This is a genomic window from Bradyrhizobium sp. cf659, from assembly GCF_900113725.1.
In the GTDB taxonomy this organism is placed as follows: Bacteria; Pseudomonadota; Alphaproteobacteria; order Rhizobiales; family Xanthobacteraceae; genus Bradyrhizobium.
Genome location: NZ_FOQJ01000013.1, coordinates 199,286 through 216,764, shown reverse-complemented (window position 1 = coordinate 216,764; position 17,479 = coordinate 199,286). Strand labels below are relative to the sequence as shown.

The following is a 17,479-nucleotide window of genomic DNA, read 5'->3' as shown; positions in this document are numbered from 1 at the left end:
TTGACCTTATGCCGTGCGGACGGTTTTCGCCTGCTGCATGATGAGAGTGCGGTAGACCTCGGTGGCGACGCCGACGCCGCCGGCCTTGGCGAAGTTCTTGGAATACTGCTCGGTCAGCATCGAGCGCCATACGCCGGTGCCCGGTGTGTCGCCGAACGGGCCTTCGCCCTTCAGGCCCGAGGTCATCTGCGAGAACATGCTGTTGAGGAACATCGCCTCGAAATCGGTGGCGGTCTTCTGCGCCTTGGCCTGCTGCTGCGGCGGGACCTTCTGCAGCGCGGCGGCGAGCTCGAAATCGGGCCGGCCGTTGCGGCTCTCCACCGAGAAGGCCGAGGAGGTGGCGGCGCGCGGGGTGTTGATCATGCTCGTCTGCATCACATCACCTCGATGTCGGCTTCGATCGCGCCGGCGGCCTTGATCGCCTGGAGGATGCTGATCATGTCGCGGGGGCCGATGCCGAGGCCGTTGAGGCCGTCGACGAGCTGCTGGAGCGAGACGCCGTCCTTGACGAGGGCCAGCTTCCTGCCGTCCTCGGTGACGCTGACGCTGCTGCGCGGCGCGACCACGGTCCGCCCTCGGGACAGCGGATTGGGTTGGCTCACCTGCGGGCTTTCGGAGATTGTGACGGTGAGGTTGCCTTGCGCCACCGCGACGGTGGCGACGCGAACGTCGCGGCCCATCACGATGATGCCGCTGCGCTCGTCGATGACGATCTTGGCGGCGAGATCGGGATCGACCTGGAGCTGCTCGATCTCGGTGAGGAAGGCGACGACGTTGCCCTTGAACTCCGGCGGGATCGAAAGCTGCACCGTGGAGGGATCGATCGGCTCGGCGGTCTTGACGCCGAGATAGTCGTTGACGGCCGCCGCGATGCGCTTGGCGGTGGTGAAGTCGGCGTTGCGCAGCGCGAGCCGCACGTTCGGCAGCCGGTTGAGCGCGAACTCGATCTCGCGCTCGATGATGGCGCCGTTGGCGATGCGCCCCACCGTGGGAACGCCGCGCACGATCTTCGCCGCTTCGCCCTCGGCCTGGAAGCCGGAGATGGCGAGCGAGCCCTGCGCGACCGCATAGACGTTGCCGTCGGCGCCGAGGAGGGGCGTGACGAGCAGGGTGCCGCCCTGGAGGTTCTTGGCGTCGCCGAGCGCGGAGACGGTGACGTCCATGCGCGTGCCCTGGGTGGCGAAGGCCGGCAGATTGCCCGTCACCATCACGGCGGCGACGTTGCCGGTGCGGATGGTGGCGCCGCGGATGTTGACGCCCATGCGCTCGAGCATCGCTTGCAGCGACTGCTTGGTGAAGGGGATGTTGTTGAGCGTGTCGCCGGTGCCGTTGAGGCCGACGACGAGGCCGTAGCCGATGAGCTGGTTCTGCCGCACGCCTTCGATATTGGCGAGGTCCTTGATGCGCGAGGTCGCGCTTGCGGACGTGACCGACAGCGCCAGCGCTGACAGCGCGGCGCAGGCCACCCCAACAATCCTCACCCAACGAACGCCTGGCATCCTCTGCTCCCCGAGGCTCCTCAAATCCCGGACCATCCTCGACACTCCCATGACGAGCTGGTCCGACGCTTTCCTTGCGAGGGCTGTGCCAACGCGGGGCAGTGGGGGTAGGTCACTGAATAGGTTCAATAAATCTGTTTCGACCGGTGTCGGCGGGCGTTGTCCCTGAGGAGCGAAACTGCCGCCTGTCGGCAGATTTTGCCGGGCTGTTTACGCGCCGTTAACCATAAAACAGCGAAGGTGAGGCATCGATCACCCGGATTGCTGCGATGCGCATCTACGGACCGAACGGCACCACGCTTGGAACGCCGGCCAGCCAGGCCAGGCGGACGGGCTCCGGCACCTTCGTCTTGCCCGACACCTCGTCGGCGCAGGAGACGCGGGCCGCTGCGGCGCCGAAAGCGGCCGCCAACATCGATGCGCTGCTCGCGTTGCAAGGCATCGAGGAGGATCCGGTCGAGCGCCGCAAGCGCTCGGTCGCCCGCGGCAAGACCGCGCTCGACGTGCTCGACGATCTCAAGATGGGGCTGCTGTCCGGCAATCTCGACGCGTCCACCGTGATGCGGCTGCGCGATGCTGCGGCGAACCTGAAATCGTCCTCGGGCGATCCCGGTCTCGATTCCGTGCTGTCCGAGATCGAGCTGCGCGTCGAGGTCGAGCTCGCCAAGGCCGGACAGGCCTGATCGTTATCCGTCACCCCCGCGCAACGGCGAAGCCGTTGTCGCTGGAGGTGCGCGCCCCGCAACGCAGGGCAAGTCTCGCAGGGCGACGGCCCGGCTCAAGCGTCTCGGCCGTACATCCTGCGAGGCTCACTGCACGGTGCTGCGCACCGCGCTGCTCGCACATCAGGATGACGGGTCGTCTGTTTGCTCGGTTTGCATCTCAGGCCGCTTCCTCCTGCTTCTGCGCGTCGTAGCGGCGCTGGGCGGCGAGCACGTCCTTCAGATTCTCCTCGGCCCAATCGCGCAGCGGATCGACGGCGGCGGCGAGTGTCAGCCCGAGCTGCGTGATCGAATATTCCACCGTCACCGGTACGGTCGCGATGGCGCGGCGCTTGATCAGGCCGTCGCGTTCGAGCGATTTGAGAACCTGGCTCAGCATCTTCTGCGAAATGCCTTCGATCGTGCGGCGCAACTGATTGAAGCGCATCGGCTCCCCGCGCAGCAGCAGGAGGATCAGCACCGCCCATTTGTCGCCGACGCGATCGAGGATCTGGCGCGTGGGGCAGTTCGCTGCATAGACGTCAGGCTTCATCGTCGGGTCCTCGATCCATTGAAGTCGCTTGCCGGCTCGCTTGCCGGTTACTCCGGCGTAAGCAGGTAAGCACAAAGTGCTCTCTTAACACCAGCATTCTTTGCGATATCTAGTCACCGTTAGTTACCAGAGAAGCAAAGGAGCCTTCCATGAAAATCGCAGTCGCCGGCGCCTCGGGCCGGGCCGGGTCGGAGATCACCAAGGAACTGTCCCGCCGCGGCCATAGCGTCACGGCCATCGCCCGGAACCCCGAGAAGATCGCGGCCCTGCCGAACGTCACCCCCACCAAGGGAGATGTGCTCGACCAGCCGGGCCTCGCCAAGCTGTGGGCCGGGCACGACGTCGCCGTGAGTTCCGTGCACTTCCTGGCGAGCGATGCGCTCAAGCTGATCGGGGCAGCCAAGGACTCCAAGGTGGGCCGTTATCTCGTCGTCGGCGGGGCTGGCAGCCTGGAGGTTGCTCCTGGCGTAAAGCTGGTCACAACCCCCGGTTTTCCGGCCCAGTACAAGGCCGAGGCCGAGGCAGGCTCTGCCTTTCTCGATCTGCTGCGCCAGGAAAAGGACCTGAACTGGACCTTCATCTCGCCGTCGGCGCTGTTCGTCGAGGGGGAGCGCACCGCCAAGTTCCGGCTCGGGACCGATCAGCTTCTCGCAGATGCGAACGGCAAGAGCTGGATCAGCTTCGCCGACTACGCCATTGCGCTGGCTGACGAGATCGAGCGGCCGGCCCATTTGAGGCAGCGTTTCACGGTCGGTTACTAGGCTTTCGGCCGCCCCCGGGCTCTTGCGGATAAACCTTCCTGTGCAAGGGCTTGGGCGCGCCGGCTGGGCGAGCAGGGAAATATTGTCTGTCACAGGAGGCCGCTATATAACGCCCCGCTCAACGGACCCCGTTCCGTTTGCGAGTCGTTGCTTAGACAGATAGGCCGCCCTTGGAAAAGTTGAAAAACTACCGACCGACCGAAAAAGAGCCTTTCATGAACGACCGGCAGAAGGAGTACTTCCGGTTGAAGCTCCTTGCCTGGAAGGATGAGATCCTCAAAGAGTCCAAGCTCACCCTGCAAGCCCTGCAGGAGGAGAACGTGAACCACCCCGATCTCGCCGATCGGGCATCGTCCGAAACCGACCGCGCCATCGAACTCCGCGCCCGCGACCGCCAGCGCAAGTTGATCGCCAAGATCGACGCCGCGCTCCAGCGTATCGAGGACAACACCTATGGCTATTGCGAGGACACCGGGGAGCCGATCTCGTTGAAGCGGCTCGAGGCCCGGCCGATCGCGACGCTCTCGGTGGAAGCGCAGGAGCGCCACGAGAAACGCGAGAAGGTCTATCGCGACGAATAGAGTCAGAGCCGCAGCGATGCGGCTCTTTGTTTTTGGACGCAAGGCGCCATTTCGCGCCGTGGTCAGCATATTGTCCGTCGCTTGCCGCCGCGCGCTTCGACGCGCGAGCGCAATCGCGAAAAGTGAATCGTGATCAAGGGGCTAGAGTCGATTCCTCCGAGCTCACGTGAGTTCGGATGAGAAACAGCCTTCACTTCAGGTGCGGGAGATTTTGCGAGTCGCATCAACGCGATCGACTCGAATGCTGAGACACCGATCCAGCTGCATCAAGCATCGCTGCAATCAGGCCTGCTGCGACGCCACGAGGCGCGCATCCCCATAAAGCCTGGACCAGCTCAATATTTCCTTAAACGCCGGCAACAGGCCGTAGGCCGCATCCGTCAGCTCGTACTCGACCCTTAGGGGTTTCTCCGCGAAGACGGTCCGCGACACCAGGCCGTCCTGCTCGAGCTCGCGCAGTTGCATGGTCAGCATGTGCTGGGTGATGCCGCCGATCGATCGCCGCAACGCGCCGAACCGAACCGCGCCGTTCATCAGCGCGAACAGGATCTCCAGCTTCCACTTGCCGCCGAGGGCATGGATGGCCCGCTTGAAGTCGGCGAGCAGGGCAGGGTCGGGGCTGCAATCGCAGTCGCCGTCGCAAACGCTGGTCAGGTTTTCCATACGGGTCTCGAAATCCATTCTACTTGCTCCCCGGGAGATAGTGACCAGATGCCGCCTTGAGCAGGGCGGCGGAACCAATTCGCCGGCCGGTGCAACGAGGGGAATTTGGCAATGAGCACTGTTCTGGTCACTGGCGGGTCGGGCTTCGTCGGCATCCACGTCATCCTGCAACTTCTGGCCGCCGGCCACATGGTGCGGACCACGGTGCGCCGGCCGGACCGCCAGGCCGACGTGCTGGCCATGCTGCGCGAGGGCGGGGCCGCGTCGCCGGAGAGCCTGTCCTTCTTCACCGCCGACCTCGTTCGGGACGAGGGGTGGCGTGAGGCCGTCGCGGGCTGCGACTACGTTCTCCATGTTGCCTCGCCGCTCTCGACCAGTGTTCCCAAGGATGAGAATGAGATGATCATCCCGGCCCGCGACGGCACCCTTCGGGTGCTCCGGGCCGCGCGCGAGGCCGGCGTGAGGCGCGTGGTGATCACCTCGTCGCTGGGTGCGATCGGGTATGGCCACAAGCCGCGGGAAAAACCGTTCGACGAGACCGACTGGACCAATCTCGAAGGCGCCGACGTGCAGCCCTACATCAAATCCAAGACGCTGGCCGAGCGGGCGGCCTGGGATTTCGTCGCGCGCGAAGGCGGCGGGCTCGAGCTCTCGGTCGTGAACCCCGCCGCCATTTTCGGTCCCGTGCTCGGGCCGGACTTCTCCGGGTCGATCGAGATCGTCAAATCGCTGCTCGACGGCGCCATGCCGGCGGTGCCGCGGGTCTATTTCGGCGTGGTCGACGTGCGCGACGTGGCCGACCTGCATTTGCGGGCGATGACGGCGCCGGAGGCGAAAGGCGAGCGTTTCATCGCGGTCTCCGGCGAGGCGATGTCGATCCTGGACATCGCCAGGGTGCTGCGGCGGGAACTCGGACCGAGGGCGCGCCGGGTTCCGCGGCTCCAGGCGCCGGACTGGCTGGTGCGCCTGGCTGCAAACCGGATTCCGCTGCTGCGTGCGGTCGTGCCGATGCTCGGAAAGGTGCGGCATTCCACCAGCGCCAAGGCGCGGTCGCTGCTCGGCTGGCAGGCGCGTTCGAATGATGCGGCGATCCTCGCGACGGCCGAGAGCCTGATCCGGCTTGGCCTCGTCAAGGCGTGAAGCCGCCGGCCGCCCGCGCTTGTCAGGCCGGAGCGGGGGTGCTGAAGTGTTCTCCTCGATTGCGTAGCGTGGGAGGCGGCGCCGATGGACAACATTCTCGAAGCCGCAAAGGCGATCGCACTGGCGCGCCGCAACCATGCGCCGCTTGCAGCGCTCGAGGTTCCACCTGCCGACGAGGCCGAGGGTTACCAGGTCCAGCGCGCGCTGCACGATCTCCTGCTGCCGCATCTCGGGCCGCTCGTCGGCTACAAGATCGGCTGCACCAGCCAGGTGATGCAGGACTATATCGGCATCCCGCATCCCTGCGGCGGCGGCGTGTTCCAGAAGGGCGTGCACAACAGCGGGGTGAAGCTCGCGGCCTCCAAATATGTCCGTGTCGGCGTCGAATGCGAGATCGCGGTGCGGCTGCAGCGTGACCTTGCCGCCGGCGAGGCGCCGTTCACGGCCGAATGGGTCGGCGAAGCCGTCGAGGCCTATCATCCCGCGATCGAGATCGTCGACGACCGCTACGTGAAGTGGGAGACGATGGGCGCGCCGACGCTGATCGCCGACGATTTCTTCGCCGCCGGCTGCGTGCTGGGGCCGTCGGTTCCACGCTCGTCGGTGCCGGACCTGAACGCGGTCAAGGGTCGCGCCATCGTCAACGGCGAGGAGGTCGGCCACGGCACCGGTGCCGACGTGCTCGGCCATCCCCACAACGCGCTCGCCTGGCTCGCCAACCATCTCGCCGCCGACGGCAAGAGTTTGCATGCGGGACAGCTCGTGCTGACGGGAAGCCTGGTGAAGACGCTGTGGCTGAAGGCCGGCGACAAGGTGCGGATGGAGCTGGACGGGCTGGGCGTGGTGGAGGCGAAGTTTACGTGAGGGGCGCATAGCGCTCCAACATTCTCCGTCATTGCGAGGAGTTCGCGACAAAATTGCGAAGCAATTTTGCGCTGATGCGACGAAGCAATCCAGATTCTTTCCGCGGACGCATTTCTGGATTGCTTCGCTGCGCTCGCAATGACGGAGTGTGGGCAATAGCTTTTCTCCTTCAACCTGCACCGCAATCGCAGACACGCCCTCGCATCCTCGCGGCATCTTCCGCCCGAGTTCTGCAATCGTCCGCCCTCCTGAAGATCAAGAAGGCGCAGGGAAGGCCGGGCGCCGGCTGGCACCCGCAATCCCGTGTGCGGATCAAACGCGCACGGGTGGACCACAGGTGACGCCGGGACATCCCGGCCTTCCCTGCGCGAATGGTTTTAACGGTGTCCTTCGTGCTCTCCCCGGGGAGCGATGCACTATTGCCCCCGTCGCCATGCGGATGGCTGATGCGCGCGCCCGGTCGGGCAGCTCACATCACCGCAAGACTTGACGCACAGACCCCGGGCGTCAGGACCACACGACTTCTCCGTCCGCGCACATCTTCGCCCGCATCCTCGACGGTTGGCGTGCGCTCACCGTCGAGACCAAGCGTAAGACGCTGTCAGCGCCGTGTCGTATCGCGCGTGCTGCTGCTCACGGTTTCCCGCCCTGCAGCCAACCTCGCGCGCCGACGCCGTCGCGGCCACCGCATTCCATCCCGCGTTTCGTGACGATCGCGACACGCCCTCTTGTGGGATAGAACAAAAAGGGAACATAATGATGGGGGCGGATCGTGTCAACAAGAATTTCTAAAATCCGAAAATTCTGAAATGGAAAATTGGTAACGAATATGGTACCAAGGATCGAAATCGCGGAATACAGCATCGACGGTCGTAGCCCGTTTCGGGAATGGCATGACGGGCTCGATGCGCGGGCGGCCGCAACTGTCTCCGTTGCCATTGGACGGCTTGCCGATGGAAATACCTCGAACGTGAAATCCATCGGCGAGGGCGCGGCCGAACTGAAGATCAATCGCGGCCCCGGCTACCGGGTCTATTTCGGGTGGGACGGCAGCGTGCTCGTGATCCTGCTGGGTGGCGGCACCAAACAGAGGCAGCAGAGCGATATCAGCGTCGCGCTTCGCCGGTGGCGTGACTACAAGGCGCGAAAGCGCAATGAGGGATGAGCCGATGCCATTGACCCATAGTTTTCAAGAGACCATTCGCGCGCGGGCAGAGCGCGATCCCGCCTTTCGCGAGGCATTGTTCCTGGAGGCGATGCAGGGCCTGTTGCAGGGGGACGTCGACTACGGCCGCACAGCGCTTCGGACCTATATCAATGCGACCATTGGCTTCGAGCGGCTCGGTGAGGTGCTGGACCGTCCGCAGAAGAGCCTGATGCGGATGTTCGGGCCGGGTGGGAATCCAACAATGGGTAACCTGATGGCCGTGATCCACGCGCTTCAGAAGGAGACCGGTGTGCATCTCGAGATACGCGCAGTCGCGGATGCGGCGTGACGAGCGCGAAGCGAACCATGGGATCTCGAACGCGCGAACGGCGATGAATCTGTTGCAAGCTACTTTTTAATTTTTCTTCGCTGCCCGGACGGAGATTTGACGATGGCGCGGTCAATGATCGCGCGAATGGCCCTATACGCTTCGGATTTCGATAGTATCTCGGACCATTCAGGAGGCTTTCTCCACCCCTTGCCCCAACTGCTGTCGAGCAAATCATCCAAGGCGTCGCACGCGCCGAGTTCGTGATCGCTCAGTGTATAAAGATTGTTTTCGGATAGCATCAATTTGATCGTTAGCGGGTATGCAAAAGCGGCCACAATCAGGTGCTGCCACGCGAGCCAGTTCCGACTGAAGGCGATTTGAACTCCTCTGTGAGCGGTAGCACTTCGTGCCTCATACAATTCCTTGATCCATTTTCGGTGCAGCGGCCAATCTGCTTGCTCAGTTGCGTATTTTGCATCGGGTTTCACACGCTTCGCATCGGAGATTTTCACGCTTACGAATGGCGACCAATGCGACGCGAAAGTGGCTGCCATTGCCTGAGCTGAGCTTTGCGTAGGTGTTAGCAGTCTTTCAAAGGCCATAGCCGAAAGCATCACGCACCGGTCCCAATCTAGCTCGGGTGTCTCCGAGTGTCCGAGAAGAAACAACTCAAGAGATGAATCGATGGCGTCGGCCACTGGAAGCTTGAGGCGGCGAGCCTTTCCGATGGACTTGATCAGGGCAGCATTAATCAAACTGCAATCGGTGCCCTCGATCTGAGGAGGCCGCTGAAATACGATGTCTTTAAAGCGCATCCCCCCAATTTGCAGGCCGCCGCCGCGACGAGCGAAAAAGGGAGCGATCTGGTCGGACCCGACAGAAACGCCCTGACCAATTATGTGAAACATCGTTGCGTTAAGGTGAGGACTAAAATGCCCTTCAAGGAAGCGCTGTTCCGAAAGGCAAGCAATTGCAAGCGTCTTGGCTGCTTCACTGGCATAATCCCAATGTGATCGCGGAATGTTCCACGGTTCACGATCGCTCACCCGCAAGAGGATGGTGCAGCTTTGGATGGGGTGCCCGTTTTTTTGTACGTAACATCTTAGAGCGTTTTGAACCGTCGAGACCATAGAGGGATCAATTATCGCGCCGACATCAGCCAGACGAATGGGGCTGAATCGAAATCGGCCTACCCGCATCTGGGCAGGAATGGTCAGCCATGGCATGAAGATAATAAAACCAGACGACGAGGCCAAGCTATCAAGACTCCGTGGCTAGGCAATTCCGGAACCCGATGGAGATATCATTCTTGTGCAGCATCTTGAAGCTTGGTGTATCTCCACTGCCGCGCTGCCAATTTCATTCGACCGCCGTGATGATGGAATCATCGGTAATGGATTCGCGGTGGCCGTCTGTATTGCTTCGCCCCGCTCGCAATGACGGAAGCTAGGGCGACGTTTGAGTGCGCCAACTGAGTGCCTAGGCGGCGGCTCGCAATCTTGCGCCAAAATACATGCGGCCTCCGGCAGGGGAGCTACCGGAGGCCGCGTAGTACATCGTCGTTCGCGCCTAGGTTCGCGAACACGATGTGGGAGCTCGGGAGAGACTTAGAAGGGCAGCAGCACGTCCATGACCTGCTGGCCGTAGCGCGGCTGCTGCACGTCCATGATCTGGCCGCGGCCGCCATAAGCGATGCGGGCCTGCGCGATCTTGGTGGAATCGATGGTGTTGTCGCTCTGGATGTCTTCGGGGCGGACGATGCCGGCGACCACGAGCTCGCGGATCTCGTAGTTGACGCGGATTTCCTGCTTGCCTTCGACCACGAGGTTGCCGTTCGGCAGCACTTGCGTGACCACCGCGGCGACGTTGGTCTGCAACGCTTCCGTGCGGTTGACCGAGCCCTTGCCGTCGCTGGAGGCGGTGGAGTCGGCGGTCAGGATGCGGCCGGGCAGGATCTTGTTGGCCTGGGTGATGGTCTTGGACCCGATGAAGTCGGTAATGCCGGAGTCTTCCGAATTGGTGCGGCTGCGCTGGGTCTCGTTGGCGATGTTGGCCTTGTCGGTGATGTTCACGGTCACGGTGAGGAGATCGCCGATCTGGTGGGCGCGCTGGTCCTTGAAGAAGGCGCGGCTGCCGCTGCGCCACAGCGAGTTCGGATTGTAGGAGGCGACTTCCGGCTTCGGCATCGGCATCTGCACCGGCTTGTAGCCGGGCTGCGTCGTCGGATTGTCGATCGCGGACAATTTCGGTTGCTCGCCGATCTGCGACAGGCGGTCGATCGAGGAGCAGCCGCTTGCCAGCGCGCCAATTGCCAGTAGCAGGGCAGAAATCGCGATGCGACGAGGACGGAAAGCCGAACTGAACGTGGACATGACTTACTCTGACTTGGCTGGAGCTTGCGAGATGCGGGCTTGCGGGATCTGGGCTTGGGCGATCTGGGCCGGCGACTCGGGGGCCTGGACCAGGTTCCGGACGAGAGCTGCAGTGTCGACGGGTGCGGGTGCTTCGTCGCGCTTGAGCGAGGAGGTCTGCTCGACCGCGGGCGGCATCGGCGCGGACTGGCTCGCGCCCTGGACCGTGATCTGGCCGCGGCCGGTGACGACGCCGGTCAGCGTGCGCTTGGATTGCAGGTTGAGCACGCTGACGGTGTCGCCCTCGGCGCCGTTCTCGATCGCCTTGCCGCGGGTGGTGAGGTAGAGGCCGGGCACCTGGTAGATGATGGTGACGTTCTGGTCGCGCTGCACGAAGTCGGGCTTGACGATGTCGGCGACCCGGATCGGCGCGCCCGCCCGCATCGGCCGGCGCAGCTGCATGCCGATGGTGCGGTCGCGCGAGGCGGCCTCGCCGGTGACCTCGGCCTTGGGCCGGCGCTCCAGCGTGACGTCGGAGGATTTCAGGAGATCGGCGCGGTCGATGTCGCGCGTCAGCACGGCCACTTCCACCGTCTCGATCGCGGTGCCGGTGAAGCGCAGCTTGGTCGGCGCCGGGTTGTTGTCGTTGTTGATCTCGAAGGCGATGTCGAAACGGCCGCTGCGGGCGTCGTAGCGGGTTGCGACCGGCTGCAGCGCGCCGGTGTTGGAGGCGTCCAGCCGCATGTCGGCGACGCCGCGGTCGAAGGTGACCGTGATGTTGGCGGCATCGCCAAGGCCGAAGCGGCGCTCGAGCGCCGAGGCCACCGCGTTTTCGAGGTCCTTGTTGGCGAGGGTGCGGGCGAGGCGGGTGACCTGGACTTCCCTGATGTCGCCGGTCATCACGCCGATCACCTGCTTTGCGCGCAACACCGACAGGACTTGCGCGACCGGCAGCGCGCCGGTGGTGCCGAGATCGGGCGAGCGATAGACCGGAATCAGCGCGGCCGAGCCGGCATTGTCGATGAGATCGCCGACCCGCACCACGTCGGAGGTCACGGTGACGCTCGCGCGCAGCGTCGGCGCCGCGATGACGTCGTCGGCGGCCTGCGCCGGCAGCGCCAGCAGCAGGAGAGCGGAGATCGTGGCGAGGGTGGTGCGGATCATCGTCATTACCTCAGCGGAACAGCGCCGTGGTCGATTGCATCATCTGGTCGGCGGCGCTGATGACCTTGGCGTTCATCTCGTAGGCGCGCTGGGCGGCGATCAGGTCGCTCATCTCCGAGACGACGTCGACATTGGCCTGCTCCAGGCTGCCCTGCGTGATCTTGCCGTAGCCTTCGGCATTCGCGGTGCCGTCCTGCGGCGGGCCGGAGGAGGGCGTTTCGGTGAACTGGTTGCTTCCGACGGGCTGCAAACCGGCCTTGTTGATGAACCGGGTCACGCCGATCTGGCCGATGATCGAGGAGGTCGACGAGCCCGGCAGCGTCACCGAGACCTGGCCCTGCTCGCTGACGGAGATGCCGGAGGCGTTGTTCGGGATGGTGATGGTCGGCTGCACCGGGTTGCCCTGCGCGGTGACGACGCGGCCCTGATTGTCCATCTGGAAGGTGCCGTCGCGGGTGTACTGGTAGGTGCCGTCGGGCATCAGGATCTTGAAGAAGCCTTCACCCGACATCGCGAGGTCGAGATCGTTGCCGGTCTGCGACAGCGTGCCCTGCGTCATGCTGCGCGGCGTGCCGACGGTCTTGACGCCGCCGCCGATGTCGACGCCGACGGGCAGGATGGTGCCCTGGTCCGAGGCCTGCGCGCCGACGCGGCGGACGTGCTCGTAGATCAGGTCCTGGAACGCCGCGGTCTGCTTCTTGAAGCCGGTGGTGCGCAGGTTCGCGATGTTGTTGGAGATGACCTGGACGTTGAGTTCCTGGGCCGCCATTCCGGTCGCAGCGGTGTGGAGCGCTTGCATGTCAGTGGTCCCCTAATCAGGCCGGAACGTCGGCGAGCTTCTCGATCGCCGATTTGTGGAGGTCGCTCTGCTGCTGGAGCAGGTTGGCGATGGCCGTGTAGCTGCGCATGACTTCGACCATGCGGCTCATCTCGCCGACCGAGTTCACGTTCGACTTCTCGATGTAGCCCTGGCGCACGGTGGACTTGGTGTCGGCCTGCTGGGTCGCGGAGCCGGCGCTGTAGAGGTTGGCGCCGAGCTTGGTCAGCCGGGCCGGATCGTCGAACGAGGTCATGCGGATCTTGCCGCGGATCGAGTCGGTCTTGGCCGTGCCCTCGAGCACCGTGACGGTGCCGTCGGGGGCGATATTGATGTCGTGGTCGGTCGGCTGGAAGGTGATCGGGCCGCCGGTGCCGAGCACGAGGTTGCCGTCGGAGGTGACGAGCTGGCCGGTGCTGCTGAGCGCGAACTTGCCGTCGCGGGTGTAGCGCTCGGCGCCGTTGGCCTGCACCGCGAAGAAGGCGTTGCCGTCGATCGCCATGTCGAGCGGGTTGTTGGTCGCCTCCATCGGCCCCTGGCCGACGTCGCGGAAGGTGCCGCGGTCCTGCACATAGGAGACCCGGCGGTCGGAACCGACGAAATTGTCCTCACGCGCGTTCGAGTTGAGAAACTCCTCGAACAGCGAATGGTCGGCCTTGAAGCCGTTGGTGTTGGCATTGGCGACGTTGTTGGCGATGACATCCATCTGCCGTTCCAACGTCATCTGCCGTGACAAGCCGATCAGAAGCGCGTTCTGCATCGGAAGATCTCCCCTGAGTGAGATCTGCCTCCTCGCTCTCCCAAGCGCGTTGGCGGACCCCGTGAACGAGACCGTCAGGTTCTCCCAAACCGTTCGGTCTCGGTCCTCTCTCAGCGAAAGCCGTGCCAACGTCGAAAATTGTTAAATATCAATATCTTGTCGATTTTTCGAGGGCGCGGGAGGGCGGCAGAAAGGTTCTGTTAGCCATGTTTGCCCGGCAGATTTTTCCTAGTGGAGGCCCAATCGAAAGATTCCGTTAACCATTATTACCGTAGCGTTTGCGTGCAAGAGGAGCGCATTGCGCTGGGGCATTTGTATCGCGTCATTGTCTGCCAGGGGGCTTTGCTCTTTCGATTCCTATGAGAGATGAGCGAGCCCGGCGACCATGGCAGAGAATGAAGCGGAAGGCGGCGCAGCCGCCGAAGGCGCGGAAGCCGCTCCCCCGAAGAACAAGCTCAAGCTCATCATCATGGCCGTCGGCCTGCTCGCCGTCCTCGGTGGCGGTGCGGCGACCTGGTTCTTCTTCTTCCGGCACGGCGACGACGAGCATCATGCCGAGGCAGCGCCCCCGCCGAAGCCGCCGGCCTTCGTCGAGGTGCCCGACATGATGGTCAACCTCGCCGGTGCTCCGGGCGAGCGCGTGCAATATCTGAAGCTGAAGATCGTGCTGGAGCTGAAGGAAGAGAAGCAGATCGAGGCGATCAAGCCGGCGATGCCGCGCGTCACCGACATCTTCCAGACCTATGTGCGCGAGCTGCGCTCCTCCGACCTCAACGGCTCCGCCGGCATCTTCCGCCTCAAGGAAGAGCTGACCAAGCGCGTCAACGCGGCGGTCGCGCCGGTCCAGGTCAGCGCGGTGCTGTTCAAGGAAGTCGTGATCCAGTGACGGCGCAGGGAAGGTAATGGGCTAGCGTCATGGCCGGCAACGAGCAGATGGACCAGGATGCGATTGCCGCCCAATGGGAGGCTTCGCTCGATTCCGAGGATCCCGCAGAGGCCGCGAAGGCCGCTGCCGAAAACGAACTCTCCGAGACCATGGCCCTGCAATGGGCGGCCATGGTCGAGGACGGCAGCCGCGACCTCGGCACCGGCAAGAACTCCGGCGAGCGGGTGCTGTCGCAGGAGGAGATCGACAACCTCCTCGGCTTCACCGTCGGCGACGTCACGCTCGACGATCATTCCGGCATTCGCGCGATCATCGATTCGGCGATGGTCTCCTACGAGCGTCTGCCGATGCTCGAAATCGTCTTCGACCGCCTGGTGCGGCTCCTGACGACATCCCTGCGCAATTTCACCTCGGACAACGTCGAAGTCTCGCTCGACCGCATCACCTCGGTGCGCTTCGGCGACTACATGAACTCGATCCCGCTGCCGGCCGTGCTCTCGGTGTTCAAGGCCGAGGAGTGGGACAATTTCGGCATGGCGACGGTCGATTCCAACCTGATCTATTCGATGATCGACGTGCTGCTCGGCGGCCGCCGCGGCACCAGCCAGCTCCGCATCGAGGGCCGGCCCTACACCACGATCGAGACCGAGCTGGTCAAGCGGCTGGTCGAGGTGGTGCTGGCCGACGCCGAGCAGGCGTTCCGGCCGCTGTCGCCGGTGACCTTCACGATCGACCGGCTCGAGACCAACCCGCGTTTCGCCGCCATCAGCCGTCCCGCCAACGCCGCCATCCTGGTGCGCCTGCGCATCGACATGGAAGACCGCGGCGGCAATATCGAGCTCCTGCTGCCTTACGCGACCATCGAACCGATCCGGGGCGTCCTGCTCCAGATGTTCATGGGCGAAAAGTTCGGCCGCGACCCGGTCTGGGAAGGCCATTTCGCCACCGAGATCGGCCAGGCCGAGATCGCCGTCGATGCCGTGCTCTACGAGGCCGACATTCCGCTCAAGCAGCTGATGCGGCTGAAGGTCGGCGACACGCTGCCGCTGGACATGCGCGCGGATGCCAACGTCACCGTGCGCTGCGGCGACGTCACAATCACCGAAGGACGCATGGGCCGGGTCGGCGACCGCGTCGCTATCAGGGTGACGAAACCCTTGCGCAAGCCAAGTACGACACTTGCGATGTTCGAGAAGGTGGACGAGCACAACAAGATGATGGAGGCCCCATGAACCACTCCCTTGGAATGGCGATCGAGACGCTGGTGGCTATCTTGCTGATGCTCACGATCGGCTACTGCATCCTGCTGAACAAGCGGCTGACGCGGCTGAAGGCGGACGAGCATTCGCTGAAGGCGGTCATCGCCGAGCTGATCACCGCGACCGAGATCGCCGAGCGCGCGATCGGCGGGCTGAAGCTCGCCGTGCGCGACGTCAACGAGAACCTCGGCAGCCAGCTCGCGGCGGCGACCCAGATGTCGGACCAGCTCTACAAGCAGCTGGGCGAAGCCGACAACGTGGTGCGGCGCCTGTCCAAGATCGCGATCGCCGCGCGCCCCGTGACCAATCCGGAAACGGTTGCCGTGCCCGCGGCCAAGCCCTCGTCGGCGAAGGCGGTGGCGGCTGCGGCGGAAGCCTTCTCCGAGCGCCGACGGTCCAACGGCCTTGCCGCATGAAGTGAGGGTATGAAATCCTTTCGTAACATCCGCGTCATTCCGGTCGTCCTGGTTGCGGTCGCAGGTCTCGCCACGCTCAAGGTCGCGGGCCTCGCGATCAATGGCGGCTATGTCTTCGACTACCAGCCGAAACAGGCCAAGAAGTCCTGGGCGCAGGAGAACCTGAACTTTCCGACCGGACGGGAAGACCCCGACATCACCGGCTCGACCCACGGCGCGCCGAAGGAGGCGCCGAAGCCGGCCGCGCCCGAGACCAAGCCCGAAGGCACCGTGGTGAAGGTGGAAGAGGCCCAGCCGCAGGTCTCGGCCTCCGAGCGCGCGATCCTGGAGCGGTTGCAGTCGCGCCGCCAGGAGATCGAGGCCCGCCAGCGCGAGATCGACATCCGCGAGAGCCTGCTGAAATCGGCCGAGAAGCGCATCGAGAACAAGGTCGAGGAGATGAAGGCGGTGGAATCCCGCATCTCCACGACCCAGGCCGAGCAGAAGGCCGCCGAAGCCCAGCGCATGAAGGGCCTCGTCACCATGTATGAAGGCATGAAGCCGAAGGACGCCGCGCGGGTATTCGACCGGCTCGAGATGGGCGTGCTGATCGAGATCGCCTCGGCCATCGCGCCGCGAAAGATGTCGGACATCATGGGACTGATGTCGCCGGAGGCCGCCGAGCGGCTGACCGTCGAGATGGCCCGCCGCGCCAATGGCGGCGGCGATCAATCGGCTTCCGCCGGCGACCTGCCCAAGATCGACGGCAAGCCGACGCAGAAGCCGAATTGAGCGCGCGAGAGCCGCGGCGCGCTGCGACAACCTGCGCGCAGTTGCGCGCTCGCCCGGTCGGCACGCGGCCAGATGCCTTGCGCGGCTAGCTTGCGATCCGCTGCTGAACCCTGCGACCTGCCGAGCTCAACGGTTTCTCGACGGGAAGGAGGGTCTCGCAGTGCTGCTTGATCAGCGCAGCCTTCGTCATTCGGGTCACGAGATGCAGGGTGCTGTGGCAGCAGGCGCACTCGTATACCTTCAGTGCATAGCCCCGCGCGATTGGAAAGACGGCTACGACTGCTCTTGCCCGGCTACATACAATGCAGTTGGCTTCTCCGCTCATTGATTGCCCCCCAAAGGCTGACCAATCGAATTCGCATCGCCGTGACGCATCTGATTCAGAGTCGTTGAAGGACCGCAACACCTCTGAGGTTGTGCGCGCGTGTCCGGCAACCAAGCACGGCTCGCGTTGCGGATGCAGCCGAAGCAAGCGGCATCTTCTGAGGCTGCGATGAGTTGACGCGTACAAATGTGAAGTGGAGTACAGTGGCGCCGAGGAGTTCGTCCTAGGCTTCCGCCATTCGTAAATCCGCAGCGGGGAGGGAAGCCATGAACTACTCGTCCGCAGCAGGACGCGCAATCGAAGCCGTCAATCGGCTGCTCACCGCGGCGATGACGTTCGCCTGGACATCCGCACTAGACCATCAGCATGCATTGCCGCCGCAAGGGGAAGATGGCGACGCTGATGATGACGCGGGTCTCGAGCGAGAGAATTCCTCCGCGCCGGATTGTGCGGGAAAACAACACTGAAGACACAGTCGCCTTGCGGGGCG

At 63.9% G+C, this 17,479-nt stretch carries 21 protein-coding genes; 12 read left to right on the top strand and 9 right to left on the bottom strand.

The window, feature by feature from the left end:
* Positions 1-6 precede the first annotated feature (6 nt).
* Positions 7-375 carry a flagellar assembly peptidoglycan hydrolase FlgJ gene (flgJ, locus tag BM118_RS35295; RefSeq protein WP_177234974.1) on the bottom strand — a complete coding sequence of 123 codons (369 nt, stop codon included), beginning with the start codon at positions 373-375 and terminating at the stop codon, positions 7-9.
* Entirely contained in the window at positions 375-1,499 is a 1,125-nt protein-coding gene (locus tag BM118_RS35290) for a flagellar basal body P-ring protein FlgI (protein ID WP_028173283.1), read from the bottom strand. The genes flgJ and BM118_RS35290 overlap by 1 nt, the downstream gene beginning before the upstream one ends.
* Positions 1,500-1,768: 269 nt before the next feature.
* Between BM118_RS35290 and BM118_RS35285 the strand changes: the two genes are divergently transcribed.
* A complete protein-coding gene (locus BM118_RS35285; RefSeq protein ID WP_092191940.1) occupies positions 1,769-2,182 on the top strand; it encodes a flagellar assembly protein FliX in 414 nt (137 codons plus the stop codon).
* A 199-nt stretch (positions 2,183-2,381) separates the two neighbouring features.
* Here BM118_RS35285 and BM118_RS35280 read toward each other — a convergent pair whose 3' ends face one another.
* Positions 2,382-2,753 carry a winged helix-turn-helix transcriptional regulator gene (locus BM118_RS35280; RefSeq protein ID WP_092191938.1) on the bottom strand — a complete coding sequence of 124 codons (372 nt, stop codon included), beginning with the start codon at positions 2,751-2,753 and terminating at the stop codon, positions 2,382-2,384.
* Positions 2,754-2,902: 149 nt separating this feature from the next.
* Here BM118_RS35280 and BM118_RS35275 point away from each other — a divergent pair, with 149 nt between their 5' ends.
* Complete coding sequence (locus BM118_RS35275) at positions 2,903-3,514, top strand: NAD(P)-dependent oxidoreductase (RefSeq protein ID WP_092191936.1); 612 nt, start codon at positions 2,903-2,905, stop codon at positions 3,512-3,514.
* 215 nt (positions 3,515-3,729) lie between these two features.
* Complete coding sequence (dksA, locus tag BM118_RS35270; RefSeq protein ID WP_008554760.1) at positions 3,730-4,095, top strand: RNA polymerase-binding protein DksA; 366 nt, start codon at positions 3,730-3,732, stop codon at positions 4,093-4,095.
* A 282-nt stretch (positions 4,096-4,377) separates the two neighbouring features.
* Here the strand turns inward: dksA and BM118_RS35265 are convergent, their stop codons facing one another.
* The gene (locus BM118_RS35265; RefSeq protein ID WP_177234973.1) at positions 4,378-4,776 is read right to left on the bottom strand and encodes a winged helix-turn-helix transcriptional regulator; all 399 of its coding nucleotides are present in this window, start codon (positions 4,774-4,776) and stop codon (positions 4,378-4,380) included.
* 93 nt (positions 4,777-4,869) lie between these two features.
* On the opposite strand from BM118_RS35265, the gene BM118_RS35260 reads away from it, so the two are divergent.
* The 4 genes from BM118_RS35260 to BM118_RS35240 all read left to right on the top strand — a co-directional run bounded on the left by BM118_RS35260 (position 4,870) and on the right by BM118_RS35240 (position 8,258).
* On the top strand, positions 4,870-5,898 hold the full coding sequence (locus BM118_RS35260) for an SDR family oxidoreductase (protein WP_092191934.1): 1,029 nt from the start codon (positions 4,870-4,872) through the stop codon (positions 5,896-5,898).
* A gap of 84 nt (positions 5,899-5,982) precedes the next feature.
* Positions 5,983-6,762 carry a 2-keto-4-pentenoate hydratase gene (locus BM118_RS35255; RefSeq protein ID WP_092191932.1) on the top strand — a complete coding sequence of 260 codons (780 nt, stop codon included), beginning with the start codon at positions 5,983-5,985 and terminating at the stop codon, positions 6,760-6,762.
* An 841-nt stretch (positions 6,763-7,603) separates the two neighbouring features.
* Positions 7,604-7,927, top strand: a complete 324-nt coding sequence (locus BM118_RS35245) for a type II toxin-antitoxin system RelE/ParE family toxin (RefSeq protein ID WP_177234983.1) — start codon at positions 7,604-7,606, stop codon at positions 7,925-7,927.
* Positions 7,928-7,931: 4 nt separating this feature from the next.
* Positions 7,932-8,258, top strand: a complete 327-nt coding sequence (locus BM118_RS35240) for a helix-turn-helix domain-containing transcriptional regulator (RefSeq protein WP_092191995.1) — start codon at positions 7,932-7,934, stop codon at positions 8,256-8,258.
* Positions 8,259-8,317: 59 nt separating this feature from the next.
* Here BM118_RS35240 and BM118_RS35235 read toward each other — a convergent pair whose 3' ends face one another.
* The 5 genes from BM118_RS35235 to flgF form a co-directional block, all read right to left on the bottom strand.
* Positions 8,318-9,496: a hypothetical protein gene (locus BM118_RS35235; RefSeq protein ID WP_143099572.1), complete on the bottom strand. Its 1,179-nt coding sequence runs from the start codon at positions 9,494-9,496 to the stop codon at positions 8,318-8,320.
* Between the two features lie 351 nt (positions 9,497-9,847).
* Positions 9,848-10,612, bottom strand: coding sequence for a flagellar basal body L-ring protein FlgH (flgH, locus tag BM118_RS35230; protein WP_092191926.1), 765 nt, complete (start codon positions 10,610-10,612; stop codon positions 9,848-9,850).
* Positions 10,613-10,615: 3 nt separating this feature from the next.
* Positions 10,616-11,755: a flagellar basal body P-ring formation chaperone FlgA gene (flgA, locus tag BM118_RS35225; RefSeq protein ID WP_177234972.1), complete on the bottom strand. Its 1,140-nt coding sequence runs from the start codon at positions 11,753-11,755 to the stop codon at positions 10,616-10,618.
* 10 nt (positions 11,756-11,765) lie between these two features.
* The gene (flgG, locus tag BM118_RS35220; protein WP_018642817.1) at positions 11,766-12,554 is read right to left on the bottom strand and encodes a flagellar basal-body rod protein FlgG; all 789 of its coding nucleotides are present in this window, start codon (positions 12,552-12,554) and stop codon (positions 11,766-11,768) included.
* A 16-nt stretch (positions 12,555-12,570) separates the two neighbouring features.
* Positions 12,571-13,332 (bottom strand): flagellar basal-body rod protein FlgF, encoded by a 762-nt coding sequence (flgF, locus tag BM118_RS35215; protein ID WP_092191924.1) that lies wholly within the window; start codon positions 13,330-13,332, stop codon positions 12,571-12,573.
* 385 nt (positions 13,333-13,717) lie between these two features.
* On the opposite strand from flgF, the gene fliL reads away from it, so the two are divergent.
* The 5 genes from fliL to BM118_RS40905 all read left to right on the top strand — a co-directional run bounded on the left by fliL (position 13,718) and on the right by BM118_RS40905 (position 17,456).
* On the top strand, positions 13,718-14,218 hold the full coding sequence (gene fliL / locus BM118_RS35210) for a flagellar basal body-associated protein FliL (RefSeq protein WP_027548517.1): 501 nt from the start codon (positions 13,718-13,720) through the stop codon (positions 14,216-14,218).
* A gap of 29 nt (positions 14,219-14,247) precedes the next feature.
* Positions 14,248-15,450 carry a flagellar motor switch protein FliM gene (fliM, locus tag BM118_RS35205; protein WP_027548518.1) on the top strand — a complete coding sequence of 401 codons (1,203 nt, stop codon included), beginning with the start codon at positions 14,248-14,250 and terminating at the stop codon, positions 15,448-15,450.
* Entirely contained in the window at positions 15,447-15,893 is a 447-nt protein-coding gene (locus BM118_RS35200) for a DUF6468 domain-containing protein (protein WP_027548519.1), read from the top strand. The genes fliM and BM118_RS35200 overlap by 4 nt, the downstream gene beginning before the upstream one ends.
* A gap of 9 nt (positions 15,894-15,902) precedes the next feature.
* Positions 15,903-16,664: a MotE family protein gene (locus BM118_RS35195; RefSeq protein WP_092191922.1), complete on the top strand. Its 762-nt coding sequence runs from the start codon at positions 15,903-15,905 to the stop codon at positions 16,662-16,664.
* Between the two features lie 591 nt (positions 16,665-17,255).
* Entirely contained in the window at positions 17,256-17,456 is a 201-nt protein-coding gene (locus BM118_RS40905; RefSeq protein WP_143099571.1) for a hypothetical protein, read from the top strand.
* Positions 17,457-17,479 lie beyond the last annotated feature (23 nt).

Bases quoted from the DNA above. Each gene is read 5' to 3' on its own strand.
- flgJ (WP_177234974.1), bottom strand. From the start codon at position 375: ATGCAGACGAGCATGATCAACACCCCGCGCGCCGCCACCTCCTCGGCC.
- BM118_RS35290 (WP_028173283.1), bottom strand. From the start codon at position 1,499: ATGCCAGGCGTTCGTTGGGTGAGGATTGTTGGGGTGGCCTGCGCCGCG.
- BM118_RS35285 (WP_092191940.1), top strand. From the start codon at position 1,769: ATGCGCATCTACGGACCGAACGGCACCACGCTTGGAACGCCGGCCAGC.
- BM118_RS35280 (WP_092191938.1), bottom strand. From the start codon at position 2,753: ATGAAGCCTGACGTCTATGCAGCGAACTGCCCCACGCGCCAGATCCTC.
- BM118_RS35275 (WP_092191936.1), top strand. From the start codon at position 2,903: ATGAAAATCGCAGTCGCCGGCGCCTCGGGCCGGGCCGGGTCGGAGATC.
- dksA (WP_008554760.1), top strand. From the start codon at position 3,730: ATGAACGACCGGCAGAAGGAGTACTTCCGGTTGAAGCTCCTTGCCTGG.
- BM118_RS35265 (WP_177234973.1), bottom strand. From the start codon at position 4,776: ATGGATTTCGAGACCCGTATGGAAAACCTGACCAGCGTTTGCGACGGC.
- BM118_RS35260 (WP_092191934.1), top strand. From the start codon at position 4,870: ATGAGCACTGTTCTGGTCACTGGCGGGTCGGGCTTCGTCGGCATCCAC.
- BM118_RS35255 (WP_092191932.1), top strand. From the start codon at position 5,983: ATGGACAACATTCTCGAAGCCGCAAAGGCGATCGCACTGGCGCGCCGC.
- BM118_RS35240 (WP_092191995.1), top strand. From the start codon at position 7,932: ATGCCATTGACCCATAGTTTTCAAGAGACCATTCGCGCGCGGGCAGAG.
- flgH (WP_092191926.1), bottom strand. From the start codon at position 10,612: ATGTCCACGTTCAGTTCGGCTTTCCGTCCTCGTCGCATCGCGATTTCT.
- flgA (WP_177234972.1), bottom strand. From the start codon at position 11,755: ATGATCCGCACCACCCTCGCCACGATCTCCGCTCTCCTGCTGCTGGCG.
- flgG (WP_018642817.1), bottom strand. From the start codon at position 12,554: ATGCAAGCGCTCCACACCGCTGCGACCGGAATGGCGGCCCAGGAACTC.
- flgF (WP_092191924.1), bottom strand. From the start codon at position 13,332: ATGCAGAACGCGCTTCTGATCGGCTTGTCACGGCAGATGACGTTGGAA.
- fliL (WP_027548517.1), top strand. From the start codon at position 13,718: ATGGCAGAGAATGAAGCGGAAGGCGGCGCAGCCGCCGAAGGCGCGGAA.
- fliM (WP_027548518.1), top strand. From the start codon at position 14,248: ATGGCCGGCAACGAGCAGATGGACCAGGATGCGATTGCCGCCCAATGG.
- BM118_RS35200 (WP_027548519.1), top strand. From the start codon at position 15,447: ATGAACCACTCCCTTGGAATGGCGATCGAGACGCTGGTGGCTATCTTG.
- BM118_RS35195 (WP_092191922.1), top strand. From the start codon at position 15,903: ATGAAATCCTTTCGTAACATCCGCGTCATTCCGGTCGTCCTGGTTGCG.
- BM118_RS40905 (WP_143099571.1), top strand. From the start codon at position 17,256: ATGAACTACTCGTCCGCAGCAGGACGCGCAATCGAAGCCGTCAATCGG.